We start from the raw sequence: 16,972 nt of genomic DNA on the forward strand, positions 1-16,972 counted from the left end.
ATCGGACGGCCATGCGGCCTCTGCATGGCCCCGGCAAGGAAACAAGAAAAAAGCCGCGCTAGCGCGGCTGGCGGCAAGATCAACGCCGTCAATGCCCGGCCGGCAAAGTCAGTTGCACGCACAGGCCGCCTTGCGGCCGGTTGTTAAGCTTGAGATCGCCTCCGTGGTCGCGCGCAATCGCCCGCGCGATCGCCAGACCCAGGCCGCTGCCCCCTGTATGACGCGCCCGGGAGTCCTCCAGACGCACATAGGGTTCCATGACCCGCTCCAAATCGGCCTCGGCAATGCCCGGCCCCTGATCCTGAATGCGCACCTCCACCCAGTCTTCCCGCTGCCGAAGGCTGACCTCGATCGCCGTGCCGCCATAGCGGCGAGCGTTCTCCAGAAGATTGCCCAGGCAGCGGCGCAAGGCGCCGACCTTGCCTGCCACCGGCGCCACCGGCTCGCTGTGCAACTGGATGTCGGCGCCAAAAGCCTCCATATCCTCCACCACGCTTTCCAACAAGGCGTTGAGATTGAGCTTCACCACCCCCTCGCTGCCGCAGCCGCCGCGCAGATAGGTCAGCGAATCATTGATCAGTTGGTCCATTTCCAGCAGGTCGCGCTCGATCGCCTGTTTTTCCGACGATTCGGCCAAGCCTTCCAGGCGCAAGCGGATGCGCGTGATGGGCAAGCGCAGGTCATGCGATACGCCGGCCAGCATCTGATTGCGGGTTTTCAGCAAGCGCTGCAACTCGGTCTGCATCCGGTTGAAGGTTCTAGCGGCTTCAGCCACCTCTTCGGAACCAGTTTCCGGCAAGGGCGCCTGGTTAAGATTGCTGGCCAGGCCACGAGCCGCCCTCGCGAACAGATCCAGCGGCCGAATCAACTGCCGCACTGCCCAGGCGCCCAGGATCGCAGCCGTCAAGGCCACCAACAACAGCCAAGCCAGGATGCGGATGGGTTGATCGGCCAGCGAAATCGGCCGAGAGGCGTTGAAAGTCAGCACCGTTCCGTCGCTCAGCCGGGCTTGCACTGTTGCAAGGTGGGTCTTGAACTCGGCCAGCGGGCCCAGCGCGGTCAACTCCTCACTCACAATGGAGCCGCCGATGCCAGCGTCCCGCGTGGGCGTGAAATTCTTCAACCCCAGGCCCCCAACCTTCTCAATCAAGGCCGCGCGACCGCCTGCCGACGAATCCTGCTGCTTGGACAGCACCTGCAGCGGGTAAGGCTTGATCAGGTCACGCTTGATCAATTGCTGAAACGAACGGCCATGCAAGCTCAACGGATTTTCCGGCCGCTCCCAGAACCGGTCCATGCGCACCAGCAGCGTGGGCTGGTTCAAGGCTGAAATCACTTGTTCCCGGTATTTGCTTGGGCACTCGTCCAATAGATTGACGATGTCGGCGATGTGTTGCGCGGTGTACTGCACGCGCAAGGAGTTGCTCAAGCGGTCGCGGTCGCTGAGGATGAAATAAATGCCCAAGGCGTTGGCCAGCAGCAAGCCTCCAACCAGCGTCAGCAAAATCTGGCCATACAATGTGCGCGGCAACCACCTCATCGCAAGGCTTCCACCTCGCAGGCCAGCATATAGCCGCCGCTGCGTATGGTCTTGAGCAGCATGGGCTCGCGCGCGTCCTCGCCCAGCCGGCGGCGCACCCGTCCTATCATCACATCGACGGTGCGGTCGAATGGTCCGGCCTCCTTGCCGTTCATCGCCTCCATCAATTGGTCGCGCGACATCACCGCGTTGGCGTTTTCCGCCAAGGCTTGCAACAGCTTGAATTCGCCGCCGGACAACGGGGTAACCACGCCGGCCTCGTCCAGCAGATGCTGGGCGTTCAGATCCAGCGTCCAGCCGGCGAAGCGCAACCGGCGCACGCTGGCCGTATTCGCAGGCTGATCCGATACCCGGCGCAGAATGCTCTTGATCCGCGCCAGCAACTCGCGTGGACTGAACGGCTTGGTCAGGTAATCGTCCGCGCCCATTTCCAGGCCGATAATGCGATCCAATTCGTCGCCGCGCGCGGTCAGCATCAGGATGGGCATGCAGGAACGTTCGCGCAAGTTGCGGCACAGGGTCAAACCATCCTCGCCCGGCAACATCAGGTCCAGGATCAACATATTGTAGTTCTGCGCGGCAATCGCCTGATGCATGGCCTGGCCGTCGCCGACGACGTCGACGGCAAAGCCCTGCTTTCCCAGGTAGTCGCGCAGCAGATCGCGCAGATCGGGGTCATCATCCACCACCAGCAGTCTTGGCAAATCGGCAGTCATAACAGCTTTTCTCCATTGCGGCTTTGTTATTAGGATACCGCGCCCGCCCGCCGGGCTGAGGGAGAAATCGTAGGCAAATGAGAAAGGTTTACACAAGGTTTACAAAAAACCGGCCACGCGCATCGCGCGTGACCGGCTTCTCTCTCGCCCTCGGGGCCATGCTCCGGCGCTGACGATGCGCCTACCTCAATCGTTGGGGTTCTGGTCTCGCGTCTTGTGCAGCGAATACAGCACGCCCGCCAGCAGCAAGCCCAGTGTCGCAGCCAGGGACCAAGCAGTGGGGATCTTGAACGTTACCCAACCCGCGTCGTTGAAGAACACCAGGCCCACTTTGACGCCTATCAACACCAACACCAGCGACAAAGCGTACTTCAGGTAATGGAACCTATGCACCATCGCAGCCAACGCGAAGTACAGCGCGCGCAGGCCCAGAATCGCGAAGATGTTGGAGGTGTACACCAGGAACGGGTCCTGGGTAATCGCAAAGATGGCCGGGATGCTATCCACCGCGAACACCAGATCCGCGCTCTCCACCATGATCAGCGCCAACAGCAGCGGCGTCGCCCACCAGCCACGCGCCAAGCCATGCTTCTCACCGCGCACCAGGAACTGTTTGCCGTGCAAGTCCGGCGTCAGCCGCAAATGGCCGCGCAGCCACTGGTACATGCGGTTTTCCTGGATGGGCGCGTGCTCGTCGTCGGAAAACAGCATCTTGACCCCGGTGGCGATCAGGAACAGGCCGAACAAGACCAGCACCCACTGGAACTGCGCCACCAGCGCCGCGCCCAGGCCTATCATCAAGGCCCTCATCACGATCACGCCGAGAATCCCCCAGAACAGCACCCGGTGCTGATACAGCCGCGGCACCGCCAGACTGGAGAAGATCAGCGACATCACGAAGACGTTGTCCATGGACAGCGACTTCTCCACCACATAGCCGGTCAGATACTGCATGCCGGCGTCCGCGCCCTGATACCACCAGATCCAGCCGCCGAAGGCCAGACCGACCCCGATGTAGAAAGCCGACAGCTTCAGACTTTCCTTGACCCCGATCTCTTTTTCCTCCTTGTGCAGCACGCCCAGATCAAAAGCCAGCAGCGCCAGCACGATGGCCATGAACATCAGCCACACCCACAAGGGGTAGCCGGCAAAACCAGCGCTCAACCATTCCATAAGCATTCCTTTCGGCAATAGAAAGGCCCCGGGCCGAGCGAACCGCCCCGGGGCCTGAATTCACAAACGCCGCCCCCGCTGCCGCGGAGGCGGGTCAAGATTTAACGGCCGTGTTCCAGCGCGCCGATGCGCTCCTCAATGCTGGGGTGGCTGGAGAACAGCGCCATCAGGCCGCCGCGTCCGCCGGAGATGCCGGACGCCGCCATGTTCTGCGGCAGATCGCCGGCGGCGACGCCGCCCAGACGGCGCAGCGCGTTGACCATCGGGCGCGCGCCGCCCAGCAGCGTGGCCGCGCCCGCATCGGCGCGGAATTCGCGCTGACGCGAGAAGTACATCACGATGGCGGAAGCCAGGATGCCGAACACGATCTCACAGACGATCACGGTGACCATATAGCCGATGCCAGGACCGCTGGACTGTTCGTCGTTGCGGCGCAGAAAGCTGTCCACTAGATAGCCGACCACGCGCGCCAGGAAGAACACGAAAGTGTTGACCACGCCCTGGATCAGCGTCAGCGTCACCATGTCGCCGTTCTGAATGTGTGCGACTTCGTGCGCCAGCACCGCCTCCACTTCTTCTTCCGTCATCGAGGCCAGCAAGCCGGTGGACACCGCCACCAGAGAATTGGATTTGCTCGGGCCAGTGGCGAAGGCGTTGGGCTCCCCCTCGTACACCGCCACCTCGGGCATCGGCAGATTGGCGCGGCTGGCCAGCTTCTGCACGGTATACACCAGCCAGCGCTCGGTATCGTTGCTAGGCGTTTCAATCACGCGCGCGCCGGTGCTCCATTTGGCCATGGTCTTGGAGAGCATCAGCGAAATGAAGGCGCCGCCAAAGCCCATTACCGCGGCGAAGCCCAGCAGCGTGCCCAGGTTCAGGCCGTTGCCCGTCATGTAGCGGTTCAGCCCCAACAAGCTGGCCACAATGCTCAGCACCACCATCACGGCGATGTTGGTGGCGATTAATAGAATGACTCGTTTCATGGTGTTGGCCCTTGCGTTGAATTCGACGGCATTCCGTGGAACGCCCGACACAGTGCATTCTAGACGCTGCGTCCCTCGGAAAAAATCAAATATAATCAGAAAATACATCAAGTTTTTTCGAACCATCATGTCCGAACGGATCAACTTCAAGCATCTGCATTACTTCTGGGCGGTTGCCCACGCCGGCGGCGTCACCCGAGCGGCGGAACAATTGGGCGTCAGCACCCAAACCGTCAGCGGCCAGATTTCGCGTCTTGAGCAGAGCCTGGAGCGAACCTTGTTCCGACAACAGGGGCGCCAGCTGGTTCTGACCGAAGCCGGCCATGTAACGCTGCGCTACGCCGACCAGATCTTCATGCTGGGCGAGGAATTGCAGGAAACGCTGGAAGACGCGCAGCTGGACAAGACCATCCGCCTGGCGGCAGGCATCTCGGACGTGTTGCCCAAGGCCATTGCGCTCAAGCTGTTGGAACCGGCGCTGCGGCTGGACGCCAAGGTCAGGCTGCAATGCGGCGAAGGCGATTTCGACGAATTGCTGGCCGACTTGACCCGCCACCGGCTGGACGTGGTATTGGCGGACCGGCCAATGGCGGCTGGCGGATCGCAGCCCTTTCAATCCTGGCTGCTGATGCGCTGCCCGGTAAAGATCGCCGGCGCGGCGGAATTATGGCGACGCTACGCCGCGGGATTCCCCGCCAGCCTGAACCAAGCGCCAATGTTGCTGCCCAGCCGCCACCATGTGCTGCGCAGCCAGCTGGACCAATGGTTTGAAGAACGCAGGATCAAGCCGGACATCGTGGCGGAGTTCGACGACGGCGCCTTGCTGGACGCCTTCGGCCGCCAGGGCTTCGGTCTGTTTCCCACCACGGCGCCAAGCGACGGCAACGCGAACGCGCCGCAGGCGCTGGGCGAGGTCGACGGCGTCTGGGAACATTATTACGCCATCGCCAACCGTCGCCGGCTGCGGCATCCGGGCGTGCAGGCCATGCTGCAAGCCGCCATAGAAGCCGCGCCCTGAGAACCTGTTTACGATCTGCTGCGCGTCGAGAGACGGCCCACGGTGAGTACCGCTTCGAAATGCTCATGTACCGTGTGTACACTCCGCTTTCTCAGCCGTTTTCGACTTGTCTCACCTTAGCTCGCAAGACCGTAAGCACGTTCTGAAAAGAAAAACCCCGGACAAGTCCGGGGTTTGGCGGGTGCAACGCTAGCTTATTCGCCCAGGTAGGCGTTGCGCACGCGTTCGTCGTTGAGCAGGTCCTTGGCCGGGCCGCTCATGGTGATGCGGCCGCTTTCCATTACGTAACCGCGCTGCGACACTTCCAGCGCCAGCTTGGCGTTCTGCTCCACCAACAGCATGGTCACGCCCTCCTTGGCCACCATCTGGATAATCTCGAAGATCTTCTCCACGATGATGGGGGCCAGGCCCATGGACGGCTCATCCAGCAGCAGCAGCTTGGGCTTGGACAGCATAGCGCGGCCCATGGCCACCATCTGCTGTTCGCCGCCGGACAAGGTGCCCGCCAATTGCTTCTGCCGCTCCTTCAAGCGCGGAAACAACTCGTACACCCGCTCGGCCTCGCTCAGAATCGCGGCCTTGTCGTCGCGATAGTAAGCGCCCATCAGCAGGTTCTCTTCCACGGTCAGCTTGGCGAACACCCCGCGGCCCTCCGGCACCATGGCCAGACCGTGGCGCACGAAGTTGTGCGGCGCGATAGTGGAGATGTCCTTGCCGTCGTAGTGAATGCTGCCGCCGGATTTCTTCACCATGCCCACCAGGGTTTTCAGCGTGGTGGTCTTGCCGGCGCCGTTGGCGCCGATCAGGGTCACCAACTCACCCTGTTTGATGTGAAAATCGATTCCCTTGACTGCCTGAATGCCGCCATAGGCCACTTGCAGGTCTTTGACTTCCAAAATGCTCATGCGTGTGCCGCTCCCAGGTAAGCCTCGATCACTTTCGGGTTCTTGCGCACCTCTTCGGGAACGCCTTCGGCAATCTTCTTGCCGTAGTCCAGCACCGCGATGCGGTCGCACAGGCCCATCATCAATTTGACGTCGTGCTCAATCAGCAGCACGGTCACGCCTCCGGCTCGGATTTTGGACATCAAGTCCTTCAACTCCTCGGTTTCACGCGGGTTCATGCCGGCGGCCGGCTCGTCCAAGGCCAAGAGCTTGGGTTCGGTGGCCAGCGCGCGCGCGATTTCCAGGCGGCGCTGGTGGCCGTAGGACAGATTGCGGGCGCGCTCGTGCGCGACGTCGGCGATGCCCACGTATTCCAGCAGCTCCCATGCCTTGTCGGTAATCGCCTTCTCTTCGGCCATGGTGCGCCTGTCGCGCAACACCGCGCCCAAGGCTCCGGCCTTGGAGCGAATGTGGCGCCCCACCATGACGTTTTCCAGCGCCGTCATTTCGGCGAACAAGCGGATGTTCTGAAAGGTGCGCGCGATGCCGGCGGCCACGACCACATGCGGCTTCTGTTGGAACAGATTGTGGCCGTCGAACTCAAACGCCCCCTCGTCCGGCACGTACAAGCCGGTCAGCACGTTGAACAGCGTGGTCTTGCCCGCGCCGTTGGGGCCGATCAGGCCGTAAATCTCGCCCTTGTTGATGGTCAGCGCCACATTGTTGAGCGCGTGCAGGCCGCCAAAGCGTTTATGGATGCCTTCTATCTTCAGCAAAACTTCAGCCATGCTCAACCTTTCTGCCCTGCGGCTTCTCTATCGTCACGGAACTCGGCTTTACGGCGCTTGGACGGCCACATGCCCTCCGGCCGCACCAGCATCATCACCACCATCGCCAAGCCGAACAACAGCATGCGGGCGTTTTCCGGGTCGATCAGCATTTTGCCGAAGGTTTTCATCTGCAGCGGGCCAATCACGTCGCGCAGGATTTCCGGCGCAATGGTCAATACCACGGCGCCGAGAATCACGCCCGGAATGTGACCCATGCCGCCCAGAACGATCATCGCCAAAATCATGATGGACTCAAGCAGGCTGAACGATTCCGGCGACACAAAGCCCTGGAAGGAAGCGAACAAGCCGCCGGCCACGCCGCCGGACAAAGCGCCCAAGGCGAAAGCCAGCAGTTTGATGTTGCGGATGTTGATGCCCATCGCCGCGGCGGCGATATCGTCCTCGCGCAGCGCCACCCAGGCACGGCCGATGCGCGAATGCTGCAAGCGCCAGGCCATGATCACCACGCCCACGGTCAACGCCAGGAACAGGTAGTAGTAGAGATAGACGCTGTGGAAGCTGAGTCCGAACAACTCCATGGTATCGCCCAGCGACACGCCGCCCACCTTGATCGGATCGATCAGATTGATGCCTTGCGGGCCGTTGGTGATGTTGACCGGCGTGTTCAGGTTATTCATGAAGATGCGCACGATCTCCCCGAAACCCAGCGTCACGATGGCCAGATAATCGCCCTTGAGCCGCAATACCGGCGTGCCCAGCAAGATGCCGCAGAAAGCCGCCAGCACCGCGCCCAGCGGGATGGTGATGTAGAACGGCAGATGCAGGCCGAAATGCGGCGAGCCCAGCAAGGCGAAGGTATAGGCACCGACAGCGTAGAAGGCGATGAAACCCAGATCCAGCAAACCGGCGAAGCCCACCACGATGTTCAGGCCCAGCGCCAGCATCACGTAGAGCAAGGCGAAGTCGACGATGCGGACCCAGGAGTTGCCCAGCAGGCCGCCCACGAGGAAAGGCAGAACCGCCATCGCCACCGCGGACAACACGAACAGGCCGACTTTCTTGCCGGTGTCCATCTTATTGATATTGAGTGCCATGGTCATGATATGTCGTCTCCAGGATCAGGCACGGTCGGCCATCTTTTCGCCCAGCAGGCCGGACGGACGGAAAATCAGCACCATGATCAATACCATGAAGGCGATGATGTCCTGATAATTGGAACCGAGGAAGCCTCCGGTCAGCGTGCCGATATAGCCGGCGCCCAGGCTTTCGATGATGCCCAGCAGCAAGCCGCCGGCCACCGCGCCGCCCAAATTGCCGATGCCGCCCAGCACCGCGGCGGTGAAGGCCTTCAGACCAATCATGAAGCCCATATAGTAATGAGCCTGCTCATAGTTTGTGGCCACCATCACGCCGGCCACCGCGCCCAGGCTGGAGCCTATGACAAAGGTGGCGGATATGATGGTGTTGACGTTGACGCCCATCAGGCCGGCTACCGCCGGGTTCTGGCTGGTGGCGCGCATCGCGCGACCCAGCTTGGTGCGTTCCACCATCAACAGCAGACCGGCCATGATCACCAGACACAGTACGATGATGGTGATTTGCAGCTTGGTGATGCTGGCGCCGAAGAAGGACACCACGTCATGGTCGAGGATTTGCGGAAACGGAATGTAATTGCGGCCCCAGATCAGGATAGCCACCTGCTGCAGCACGATGGACAGGCCGATCGCGGTAATCAGCGGCGCCAGTCTTTGCTTGCCGCGCAGCGGGCGGTAAGCGATGCGCTCTACGGTGAAGCCCAGCAGCATGCAGGCCGCAATCGCCACCAGCAGGCCGATCAGCACCAGAGCGGGACCGGGCAAGCCGGAACCGGACAAGGCATTGATGACGGATATGGTGACCATGGCGCCAAACATCACCACTTCGCCGTGAGCGAAGTTGATAAGCCCCATGATCCCGTACACCATGGTATAGCCCAATGCGATCAACGCATAAATGCTACCCAGAACGAGACCGTTCAGGATTTGTTGCAGAAAAATGTCCACGTTGGGAGATCTCCTTTGTATTGACGACCGGCAGCTTGCGGGGCTTTCCCTCTTATTGGCTGCTGCCTGTTCTTGAGTGCCCGGACGAGCCTTGATTATTTGGATTCTGTCTGACAGGCGAACGGATTATGTAGGTGGATTCCAGCGACTGTCAATCTTAAAGATTGGTTAAAACGGCACCAAATCAAGCCTATTTAAAAACAATTTAACACATTGTTTTTCATGTATTTTTTTGAAAAAAAAGACAAAACCGGCCAAAGAAATTTTGAATTTCTCCGGATAAAGACAAACCCTGAGTCAGCCGCTCGTTTTTCAGATTTTGATCATGTCTCGGCGCAAAATATGTTCGATTTCGAAAAGACATCCACCAAATAATTCGCATTACAACATTCGCTCGCTTTCGTGATTCGAATGGATACAATCTCCCAAAAAGACGGCCGACGCTGACAAAAAATGCACGGCGCGACACATCGCACATCAAGCAAGAATGAGACCATCGCACTCAGCGCCCATCCGACATTCTTCGTTGCGCGATTTTATGGCTGAAACATAGCCCATCCTATTCGTCTTGGCTGCAACTGTCTTAAGAACGGCCGCCACACACTCCCGGCGCGGGGGGCGCGCCTTCGATGCACCAGCCGCATTTCATACGGCCACGCCTCGACATAATGGGTTATCTGGAGACGGCGTCCCCCAGTCTTAGCGCCAATTAGATCGAAATAAGCAACAATTTAGTGCGATTTAGATGGTTTATTCCCATTAAGCGTGCGTTTTATAGTGAGCGTCGCAATCCACCACTCACTGCCCGCGATAGACGTCGGGCCATATGGAGAATGAATCGATGCCCCGTCAAATCCTCATCGCTGGCGCCTTGACCCTGGCGGCAACGGCCGCCTTCGCCGCCGAGCCGCTGAAGCTGTCCATCTACAACGCCGACGGCAATAGCTTCAATGTCAGCTCGGTACTGGTCAGCGGCGAAAAAGACGCCATCCTGATCGACACCGGCTTCACCCGCGCCGACGCCCACCGCATCGCCGCCAAGGTGCTGGACAGCGGCAAGCAACTAAAAGCCATCTATATCAGCCAAGCAGACCCTGACTACTACTTCGGCGCCGCCGAACTGAAGAAAATCTTCCCCCAGGCCCAAATCCTCAGCAACGGTCCGACCCTGGCCAAGATCAAGGCCAATATTCAGGGCAAGATCGCCTATTGGGGCCCGAAAATGGGCGCGAACGCGCCAAGCGCCGCGCTGCTGCCCGATGAGCTGAAAGGCGACCGTCTGGAACTGGAAGGCAAGACGCTGGAAATCAAAGGCACGCGCGGCGTACTCGCCCACCGCGGCTATGTGTGGATTCCATCCATCCGCGCGATTGTCGGCAATGTCGGCGTCACCGCTCCCAGCATGCACGTCTGGACCGCGGACACCCAGAGCCGAGCCGAACGCCAGGCCTGGGTCAAGCAGCTGGATGAAATGGAAGGCCTGCAACCGGCGATCGTGGTGCCCGGCCACATGCAAGCTGGCGATAAAACCGATCTGAGCGCCGTGCGCTTCACCCGCCAATACTTGCAGCGCTTCGAATTGAATCTGGCCAAGTCGGCCGATAGCGCCCAGTTGATCCAGGCGATGAAGCAAGCCTTCCCGCAAGCGGGCGAAGACATGTCGTTGGAGATCGGCGCCAAAGTCAACAAAGGCGAAATGAAATGGTAAGCGCCACCAAGATTCGACTCCACTACTTTTACGACCCGCTGTGCGGCTGGTGCTACGGCGCCTCGCCACTGCTGCTGGCGGCCGCGGCGCGGCCGGAAGTCGAACTGGCGCTGCACGGCGGCGGCATGCTGAGCGCGCCGCACAACCGGCGCGTGAACCTGGAATGGCGCGGCTATGTGATGCCTCACGATCACCGCATCGCCGCCCTCAGCGGCCAGCCCTTCGGCGACGCCTACTTCGACGGCTTGTTGCGCAGCGAAGCGCGCCTGGACTCGACGCCGCCCATCGCCGCCGTTCTGGCCGCGCCGGAACTGGGCATTGCGCCGCAAGCCATGCTGGCCCATGTGCAAGCCGCTCATTATCTACACGGTCTGGAGATTGCCGATGTCGCCGTGCTTGCCCGGCTGGCAGCGGAATTGGGCGCGCCCGCCGGCCGCTTCGCCGATGCCTACGCCGGCGGCCTGGCACGCAGCGTCGAACATATAGACCATAGCCGCCGCCTGATGAATCGTTTGGGCCTGCGCGGCTTCCCATCCGCGGCGCTGGAAGTGGACGGCCGCTTCGAAGCCCTAGATCTAGGTTCCTACTTGGGCAAGCCGGACATGTTCAGCCAGCACTTGGCGCAACTCGGCGCCGCTTCCCGTTCCGGCTTGGCCGACCTGCCGCCGATGTGCGGGCTGGACGGCTGCTAAGAACCTGCTCACGATCCGCTGCGCGTTGTAGAGCGTTACACGGTGAGTATGGCTTCGAAATGCTCATGTACCGTGTGTACGCTCCGCTTTCTCTGCCGTTTTCGCCTTAGCTCACAAGATCGTAAACAGGCTCTAAGCTCACGTCCATTCCCTCCTCGCCAACGGCGGTCCTGTCTCATCATGGCCGCCGTTTGGCTTGCCGGCCCGCGCGGCAGTTGATGACAAACAAATTCACGGGCGCTACAGTATTCGGACACATCAAAACAAATTCACTGTCTACAGCCATTGGCTGAAATAAGGGAACCCGTCCGGATGAAAACCTTAGGCCCCACCCTGTCCCTCACCCTGCTCGCGCTCAGTACCGCGGCAAGCGCCGCTCAAGACCCGTATCTATGGCTGGAGGAGATTCAAGGCAAAGAAGCGCTGGCCTGGGTTAGCCAGCAAAACGCGAACACGCGCCAGGACCTCGGCCGGCAAGCCGACTATCCGACTCTGCGCCGCGAACTGCTGACCATCCTGGACTCCAACGACCGCATCCCCTCCGTGGAGAAGATTGGCGGGCTGTACTACAACTTCTGGCGCGACAAGGATCACCCGCGCGGAGTGTGGCGGCGCACCACTTTGGACGAATACCGCAAGGCCGCGCCGCAATGGGAAACGGTGCTGGATCTGGATGGGCTGGCCAAGGAGGAAGGGGAAAACTGGGTTTGGCAAGGTGCTGACTGCCTGCGCCCCAATCAAGAGCGCTGCCTGCTGCGCCTGAGCCGCGGCGGCGGTGACGCCGCGGTGGTGCGAGAATTCGATCCGGTCGCCAAAACCTTCGTCAAGGACGGCTTCCAGTTGCCGGAAGCCAAGAGCGAAGTCAGCTGGCAGGACCATGACTCCCTTTATGTAATGAGCGACTTCGGCCCTGGATCGCTGACTGATTCCGGCTACCCCCGCGTGGTCAAAACCTGGCGCCGCGGCCAGCCGCTGGCCCAGGCGCAAACCGTGTTCGAAGGCCGGCAAGCCGACGTCGCCGTGCACGCGGCCCGGATTGACGCCCAAGGCCGCCGCTACGACGTGATCACGCGCGCGCCCACCTTCTTCACCACGGAAACGCGCCTGCTGGTTGCAGGAGAATGGCGACGGCTGGACAAGCCCGACCACGTCGGCGTCGACTTTTTCGACAACTGGCTGTTGCTAACCCCCAAGCAGGACTGGAAAATCGGCGCAAAAACCTGGCGCGGCGGCTCCCTGCTGGCCATCGATGTTGAAGCCTATCTGGCCGGAGCGCGCGACTTCACCCCTTTGTTCGAGCCAAGCGCCACCGTCTCGCTGGCGGAACAGACGTCCACCCGCGACAGCCTGCTGCTGACCACGCTGGACAATGTCGGCAGCCGCTTGCGGGAGTGGAAGGTCGTGGCCGGTCAATGGCAATCGCGCACAGTGGATACCCCAAGCTTCGGCAGCATCAGCGTGCGCGCGGTCGACCCTGATCGGGACAACCGCTACTTCTACAGCTTCACCGACTTTCTAACGCCGCCGACGCTGGCGCTGGCCGAGGCCGGCAACGATCAACGCCAGACGCTGAAACAACAGCCCGGCTTTTTCGACGCCAGCCCCTACCGCATCCAACAATGGTTCGCCGTCTCTCGCGACGGCACTCGGGTGCCCTACTTCCTGGTCAGCCGCAAAGACATCAAGCTTGACGGCTCCAACCCCACGCTGCTGTACGGCTACGGCGGCTTCAAAGTGTCGCTGACCCCGCGCTACAACGGCGCGCTGGGCAAAGCCTGGCTGGACCGTGGCGGCGTCTACGCGCTGGCCAATATCCGCGGAGGCGGCGAATACGGCCCGGCTTGGCACGAGGCGGCGCGCAAACACTTGCGCCAGAACGCCTACGACGACTTCGCCGCCATCGCCGAGGACCTGGCCAAGCGCGGCGTGGCCAACGCCCGCCATCTGGGGATCAAAGGAGGCAGCAACGGCGGCCTGCTGATGGGAGTGATGCTCACCCAGCGGCCGGAACTATTCAACGCCGTGGTCTGCCAGGTGCCGCTGCTGGACATGCGCCGCTTCAACCGCTTGCTGGCCGGCGCCAGCTGGATGGATGAGTACGGCAACCCGGACCTGCCGGAAGACTGGGCCTATATCCGCCGTTATTCGCCCTATCAGAACCTTAAGCCGGACGCGCGCTACCCGGCCACCCTGTTCATGACCTCGACGCTGGATGACCGGGTCCATCCCGGCCATGCCCGCAAGATGTTCGCGGCCATGCAGGCGATGGGCGCCCCGGTGCAGTATTTCGAACGTACCGAGGGCGGACACGGCGCCGCCGCCAACCACCAGCAAGAGGCCGATATCGCGGCGATGGAATACGCCTTCCTGTTGCGCCAACTACGCTGATTCGCCCCATACGGGGGAAAGAGAGCCAATACAACGGCAACAGATGCAATCCCAGCTTGAACCTTATATCGCCGCCTACAAGCCATTCGACATGCCGGCATGGTTCAGCGAATGACGGCAAACGGTGGGAGCCTTGCTGTTCGGCTCCCCCGGCGGCGCCCCCGGACCCATTAGCAGGCCCTTTGGGCGCAGTATCCGCTTGGCGCCGGCAAGGCGGGAGACAAGCTGGAATGAAGCGGACGCGCAAACAACGACAAGGTCAGCTATCTCTCAGGCTACAACTGACACCGTGCGAGCGGAGCACCAAAACAAACCGCCTGCGGCCGAAACGGCGACAGGCGGTTTTGCATGGGATGCGCGATGTTCAATCATCGCCGGACTCGACCCAACTGGGGCTGCGCTTGGCGATGAAGGCATTGACGCCCTCGATCTGCTCCGCACCACCTATCAATTGACGCACCGCGGCGCGCTCGCGCTCCAGATGCTGGGCCAGCGTCAGGTTGCCGCTCTCCTCGATCAGACGACGAGCCGCGGCCACCGCGCCCGGCGCTTGGTTCGCCACCTTGTTGGCCAGGCTGATCGCCACTATTTTGGCGAAACCTTGATCCACCACCTCCTCGATCAGCCCGATGGTCAAGGCCTTCTCAGCCGTCACCACTTCGCCGCCCAGGATGATGCGCTTGGCCCAGGAGACGCCCACTTTATCCGCCAGCGTCTTGGTGCCTCCCGCCGCCGGAATGATGCCCACCTTGGCCTCTGGCAACCCGAGCCTGGCTCCGCGCTCGGCCACCATGTAATCACAGCCCAGCGCCAACTCCAATCCGCCGCCCAAAGCATAGCCGTTGATCGCGGCCACGGTGACGCCGCGGTATTGCTGCAAACTGCGCAAGGCACCGGCGAAGGCGTCGAATACCTTGTCGGCCTCGGCCACATCGCCGGAAGCGAATTGCTTCAAATCGGCGCCGGCGGAAAAAAACGCGTCGCCCGCCCCGGTCAGCACCACCGAACGCACAGCCGGATCCGCATCCAGCGACCGCATCGTCGTAGCCAGCTCATTCAGGCTCTCCGTGGTCAGCAGATTCGCCGGCGCGTTTTTGAGAGTCACGATCGCTGACTGGCCCAGCCGCTCAAGTGTCAGATACTTGGCCATATTTTTCCTCACTCTATCCCCATGGATTACATCGCTTATGCATATGTTTTGACCAGGTCGAGCGCCTGGATCCTTAGCGGGGGACCCATTGCGCATAGGTCCGAAGCCAAAGCAGCATTCTCATTGCAAACTGACCTTTTGACCAGTAGTCGATCAGCAAGACCATCATTTTTTTTATAACTTTCTTTAAGCGGATGCCAAGTAATATTTTGATAAAGGCAATAAATGCCAAAAGCAAATATGACCGCCGCGCGCGCAAGCCCAAGCCGCCACTCTGTTACCATAGAGCTTTCTGAGACAGGTTGCGGCATGATTGAAACGAGCGGGTGGATATTGTTTCTGGCGGGCTTGCTGGGCGGCGGTCACTGCATGGGCATGTGCGGCGGCATCGTCGCCGCGCTAACACTGAATCTGCCCCCCGAAACCGGCCGCTGGCGCATCATGCTGGCCTACAATCTGGGGCGCATCGGCAGCTACGCGCTGATCGGCGCGCTGCTGGGCGGCCTGGCTGCCACCGGCCTTGCCCTGCTGGACATCCGCAGCCTTCAACTGGCGTTGGCGCTGCTGGCCAACCTGATGCTGGTGGCCATGGGCCTCTACCTGGCCGGCCTGTCCGGAGCGGTCAATCTGATCGAGCGCTTGGGCGTGCCGATCTGGCGGCGCTTGCAGCCGCTGCTGGGACGCCTGCTGCCGGTCCGCTCGCCGCAAACGGCTTTGCTGGCCGGCATGGTCTGGGGCTGGCTGCCCTGTGGGTTGGTCTACAGCGCTTCGCTGTCGGCGCTGGCCACCGGCAGCGCATCCGGCGGCGCGCTGGCCATGCTGGCCTTCGGCCTCGGCACCTTGCCCAATCTCTTACTGATGGGCGCCTTTGCCGACAGCCTGCGCCGCTGGATGCAACAACGACCAGTCCGCCTCACGGCGGGACTGGTCGTTGCGGGCATCGGCGCCTGGCAGTTGCTGCGGGCGCTTATTTAAACGATTTCAGAATGGTGTCAACATTGTAGCGGAACATCGCCAAGTAGCTGGGCGCAGGGCCGGACGGGCCTGACAGCGCGTCGGCGTACAGCTTGCCGCCTATCGTCACCTTGGCCTCGCGCGACAACTGCTCCAACAGACGCTTGTCGGTCATGTTCTCCATGAACACCGCCGACACTTTCTCCTGCCGCACTTGGCGCACCAGACGCGCCACCGCCTTGGCCGATGCCTCGGACTCGGTGCTCACACCCTGAATGGCCAATACTTGCAGCTGGTAACGCTCGCCCAGGTAAGCGAAGGCGTCGTGCGAGGTCAGCATCTTTCGCTTGGCTGCCGGCACGGCGGCGAAGGCCTTGGCCGCCCAGGCGTCCATTTCCTTCACCTTGGCCGCGTACTCGGCGGCGCGGCGGGCGTATTCCTGCTTGCCCGCAGGATCCGCCTGGCTCAGGCCGGCCTCGATGTTGCGAATGTAAGTCAGCACGCGCTTGGGATCGTGCCAGGCGTGCGGATCGATGGCTCCATGGTCATGCCCGGCATGGCCGTGATCATGTCCATGATGATCCTCGTCCTCCGCTTCGCGAGTCTTGATGCCCTTGCCCGCCTCCACTTGCACGCCTTTGAAATGAGCGGCCTTGCTCAGCCGCACCATCCAGCCCTCCATGCCCAGGCCGTTGGTGACCAGCAGCTTGGCGCCCGCCACTTTCTTGACGTCGGCCGGCGACGGCTGGAACACATGGGCGTCCTGATCCGGCCCCACCAGCGAGGACACCTCGACGCGATCCCCGCCGATTTCCCGCGTCATATCGGCCACAATGCTGAAGCTGGCGACCACCGGCAGCTTGGCCCAGGCGGACAAGGGCAGGCCCAGCAACAACAGGGCCATGATTGATTTCTTCATCGGCGACTTCCTTA

General features: G+C 61.4%; 15 protein-coding genes. 5 read left to right on the forward strand and 10 right to left on the reverse strand.

What is annotated here, in order from left to right; genetic code table 11:
• Window positions 1-88 precede the first annotated feature (88 nt).
• From ACUXV1_RS14810 to htpX, 4 genes are all read right to left on the reverse strand, one after another.
• Window positions 89-1,540, reverse strand: coding sequence for an ATP-binding protein (locus ACUXV1_RS14810; RefSeq protein ID WP_446015731.1), 1,452 nt, complete (start codon window positions 1,538-1,540; stop codon window positions 89-91).
• Complete coding sequence (locus tag ACUXV1_RS14815; RefSeq protein ID WP_081556276.1) at window positions 1,537-2,256, reverse strand: response regulator; 720 nt, start codon at window positions 2,254-2,256, stop codon at window positions 1,537-1,539. Before ACUXV1_RS14815 ends, ACUXV1_RS14810 begins: the two co-directional genes overlap by 4 nt.
• A gap of 186 nt (window positions 2,257-2,442) precedes the next feature.
• Window positions 2,443-3,429, reverse strand: a complete 987-nt coding sequence (locus ACUXV1_RS14820; RefSeq protein WP_446015732.1) for a TerC family protein — start codon at window positions 3,427-3,429, stop codon at window positions 2,443-2,445.
• 101 nt (window positions 3,430-3,530) lie between these two features.
• Window positions 3,531-4,412: a protease HtpX gene (gene htpX / locus ACUXV1_RS14825; protein WP_019101282.1), complete on the reverse strand. Its 882-nt coding sequence runs from the start codon at window positions 4,410-4,412 to the stop codon at window positions 3,531-3,533.
• Between the two features lie 127 nt (window positions 4,413-4,539).
• Here htpX and ACUXV1_RS14830 point away from each other — a divergent pair, with 127 nt between their 5' ends.
• On the forward strand, window positions 4,540-5,430 hold the full coding sequence (locus ACUXV1_RS14830) for a LysR family transcriptional regulator (RefSeq protein ID WP_081556275.1): 891 nt from the start codon (window positions 4,540-4,542) through the stop codon (window positions 5,428-5,430).
• A 194-nt stretch (window positions 5,431-5,624) separates the two neighbouring features.
• On the opposite strand, the gene ACUXV1_RS14835 is transcribed toward ACUXV1_RS14830, so the two are convergent.
• From ACUXV1_RS14835 to ACUXV1_RS14850, 4 genes are read right to left on the reverse strand one after another with little or no spacing between them, the layout of a single operon-like run.
• A complete protein-coding gene (locus ACUXV1_RS14835) occupies window positions 5,625-6,335 on the reverse strand; it encodes an ABC transporter ATP-binding protein (RefSeq protein ID WP_043633035.1) in 711 nt (236 codons plus the stop codon).
• On the reverse strand, window positions 6,332-7,102 hold the full coding sequence (locus ACUXV1_RS14840; protein ID WP_043633033.1) for an ABC transporter ATP-binding protein: 771 nt from the start codon (window positions 7,100-7,102) through the stop codon (window positions 6,332-6,334). The genes ACUXV1_RS14835 and ACUXV1_RS14840 overlap by 4 nt, the downstream gene beginning before the upstream one ends.
• Before the next feature lie 2 nt (window positions 7,103-7,104).
• A complete protein-coding gene (locus tag ACUXV1_RS14845; protein WP_081556274.1) occupies window positions 7,105-8,205 on the reverse strand; it encodes an ABC transporter permease subunit in 1,101 nt (366 codons plus the stop codon).
• Window positions 8,206-8,223: 18 nt separating this feature from the next.
• A complete protein-coding gene (locus tag ACUXV1_RS14850) occupies window positions 8,224-9,147 on the reverse strand; it encodes a branched-chain amino acid ABC transporter permease (protein WP_043594245.1) in 924 nt (307 codons plus the stop codon).
• 841 nt (window positions 9,148-9,988) lie between these two features.
• Here ACUXV1_RS14850 and ACUXV1_RS14855 point away from each other — a divergent pair.
• The 3 genes from ACUXV1_RS14855 (at window position 9,989) to ACUXV1_RS14865 (ending at window position 13,935) form a co-directional block, all read left to right on the forward strand.
• Complete coding sequence (locus ACUXV1_RS14855; RefSeq protein ID WP_446015733.1) at window positions 9,989-10,855, forward strand: MBL fold metallo-hydrolase; 867 nt, start codon at window positions 9,989-9,991, stop codon at window positions 10,853-10,855.
• A complete protein-coding gene (locus ACUXV1_RS14860; protein WP_446015734.1) occupies window positions 10,849-11,547 on the forward strand; it encodes a DsbA family protein in 699 nt (232 codons plus the stop codon). Before ACUXV1_RS14855 ends, ACUXV1_RS14860 begins: the two co-directional genes overlap by 7 nt.
• 312 nt (window positions 11,548-11,859) lie before the next feature.
• Entirely contained in the window at window positions 11,860-13,935 is a 2,076-nt protein-coding gene (locus tag ACUXV1_RS14865; RefSeq protein ID WP_446015735.1) for a prolyl oligopeptidase family serine peptidase, read from the forward strand.
• A gap of 364 nt (window positions 13,936-14,299) precedes the next feature.
• Here the strand turns inward: ACUXV1_RS14865 and ACUXV1_RS14870 are convergent, their stop codons facing one another.
• Window positions 14,300-15,085 (reverse strand): enoyl-CoA hydratase, encoded by a 786-nt coding sequence (locus ACUXV1_RS14870; RefSeq protein ID WP_043633019.1) that lies wholly within the window; start codon window positions 15,083-15,085, stop codon window positions 14,300-14,302.
• 309 nt (window positions 15,086-15,394) lie between these two features.
• On the opposite strand from ACUXV1_RS14870, the gene ACUXV1_RS14875 reads away from it, so the two are divergent.
• Window positions 15,395-16,060, forward strand: a complete 666-nt coding sequence (locus tag ACUXV1_RS14875; protein WP_446015737.1) for a sulfite exporter TauE/SafE family protein — start codon at window positions 15,395-15,397, stop codon at window positions 16,058-16,060.
• Here the strand turns inward: ACUXV1_RS14875 and ACUXV1_RS14880 are convergent.
• Window positions 16,053-16,958 (reverse strand): metal ABC transporter solute-binding protein, Zn/Mn family, encoded by a 906-nt coding sequence (locus ACUXV1_RS14880; protein WP_019101171.1) that lies wholly within the window; start codon window positions 16,956-16,958, stop codon window positions 16,053-16,055. The genes ACUXV1_RS14875 and ACUXV1_RS14880 overlap by 8 nt on opposite strands.
• Window positions 16,959-16,972 lie beyond the last annotated feature (14 nt).

The sequence above is a fragment of the Chromobacterium sp. W521 genome (assembly GCF_052805975.1).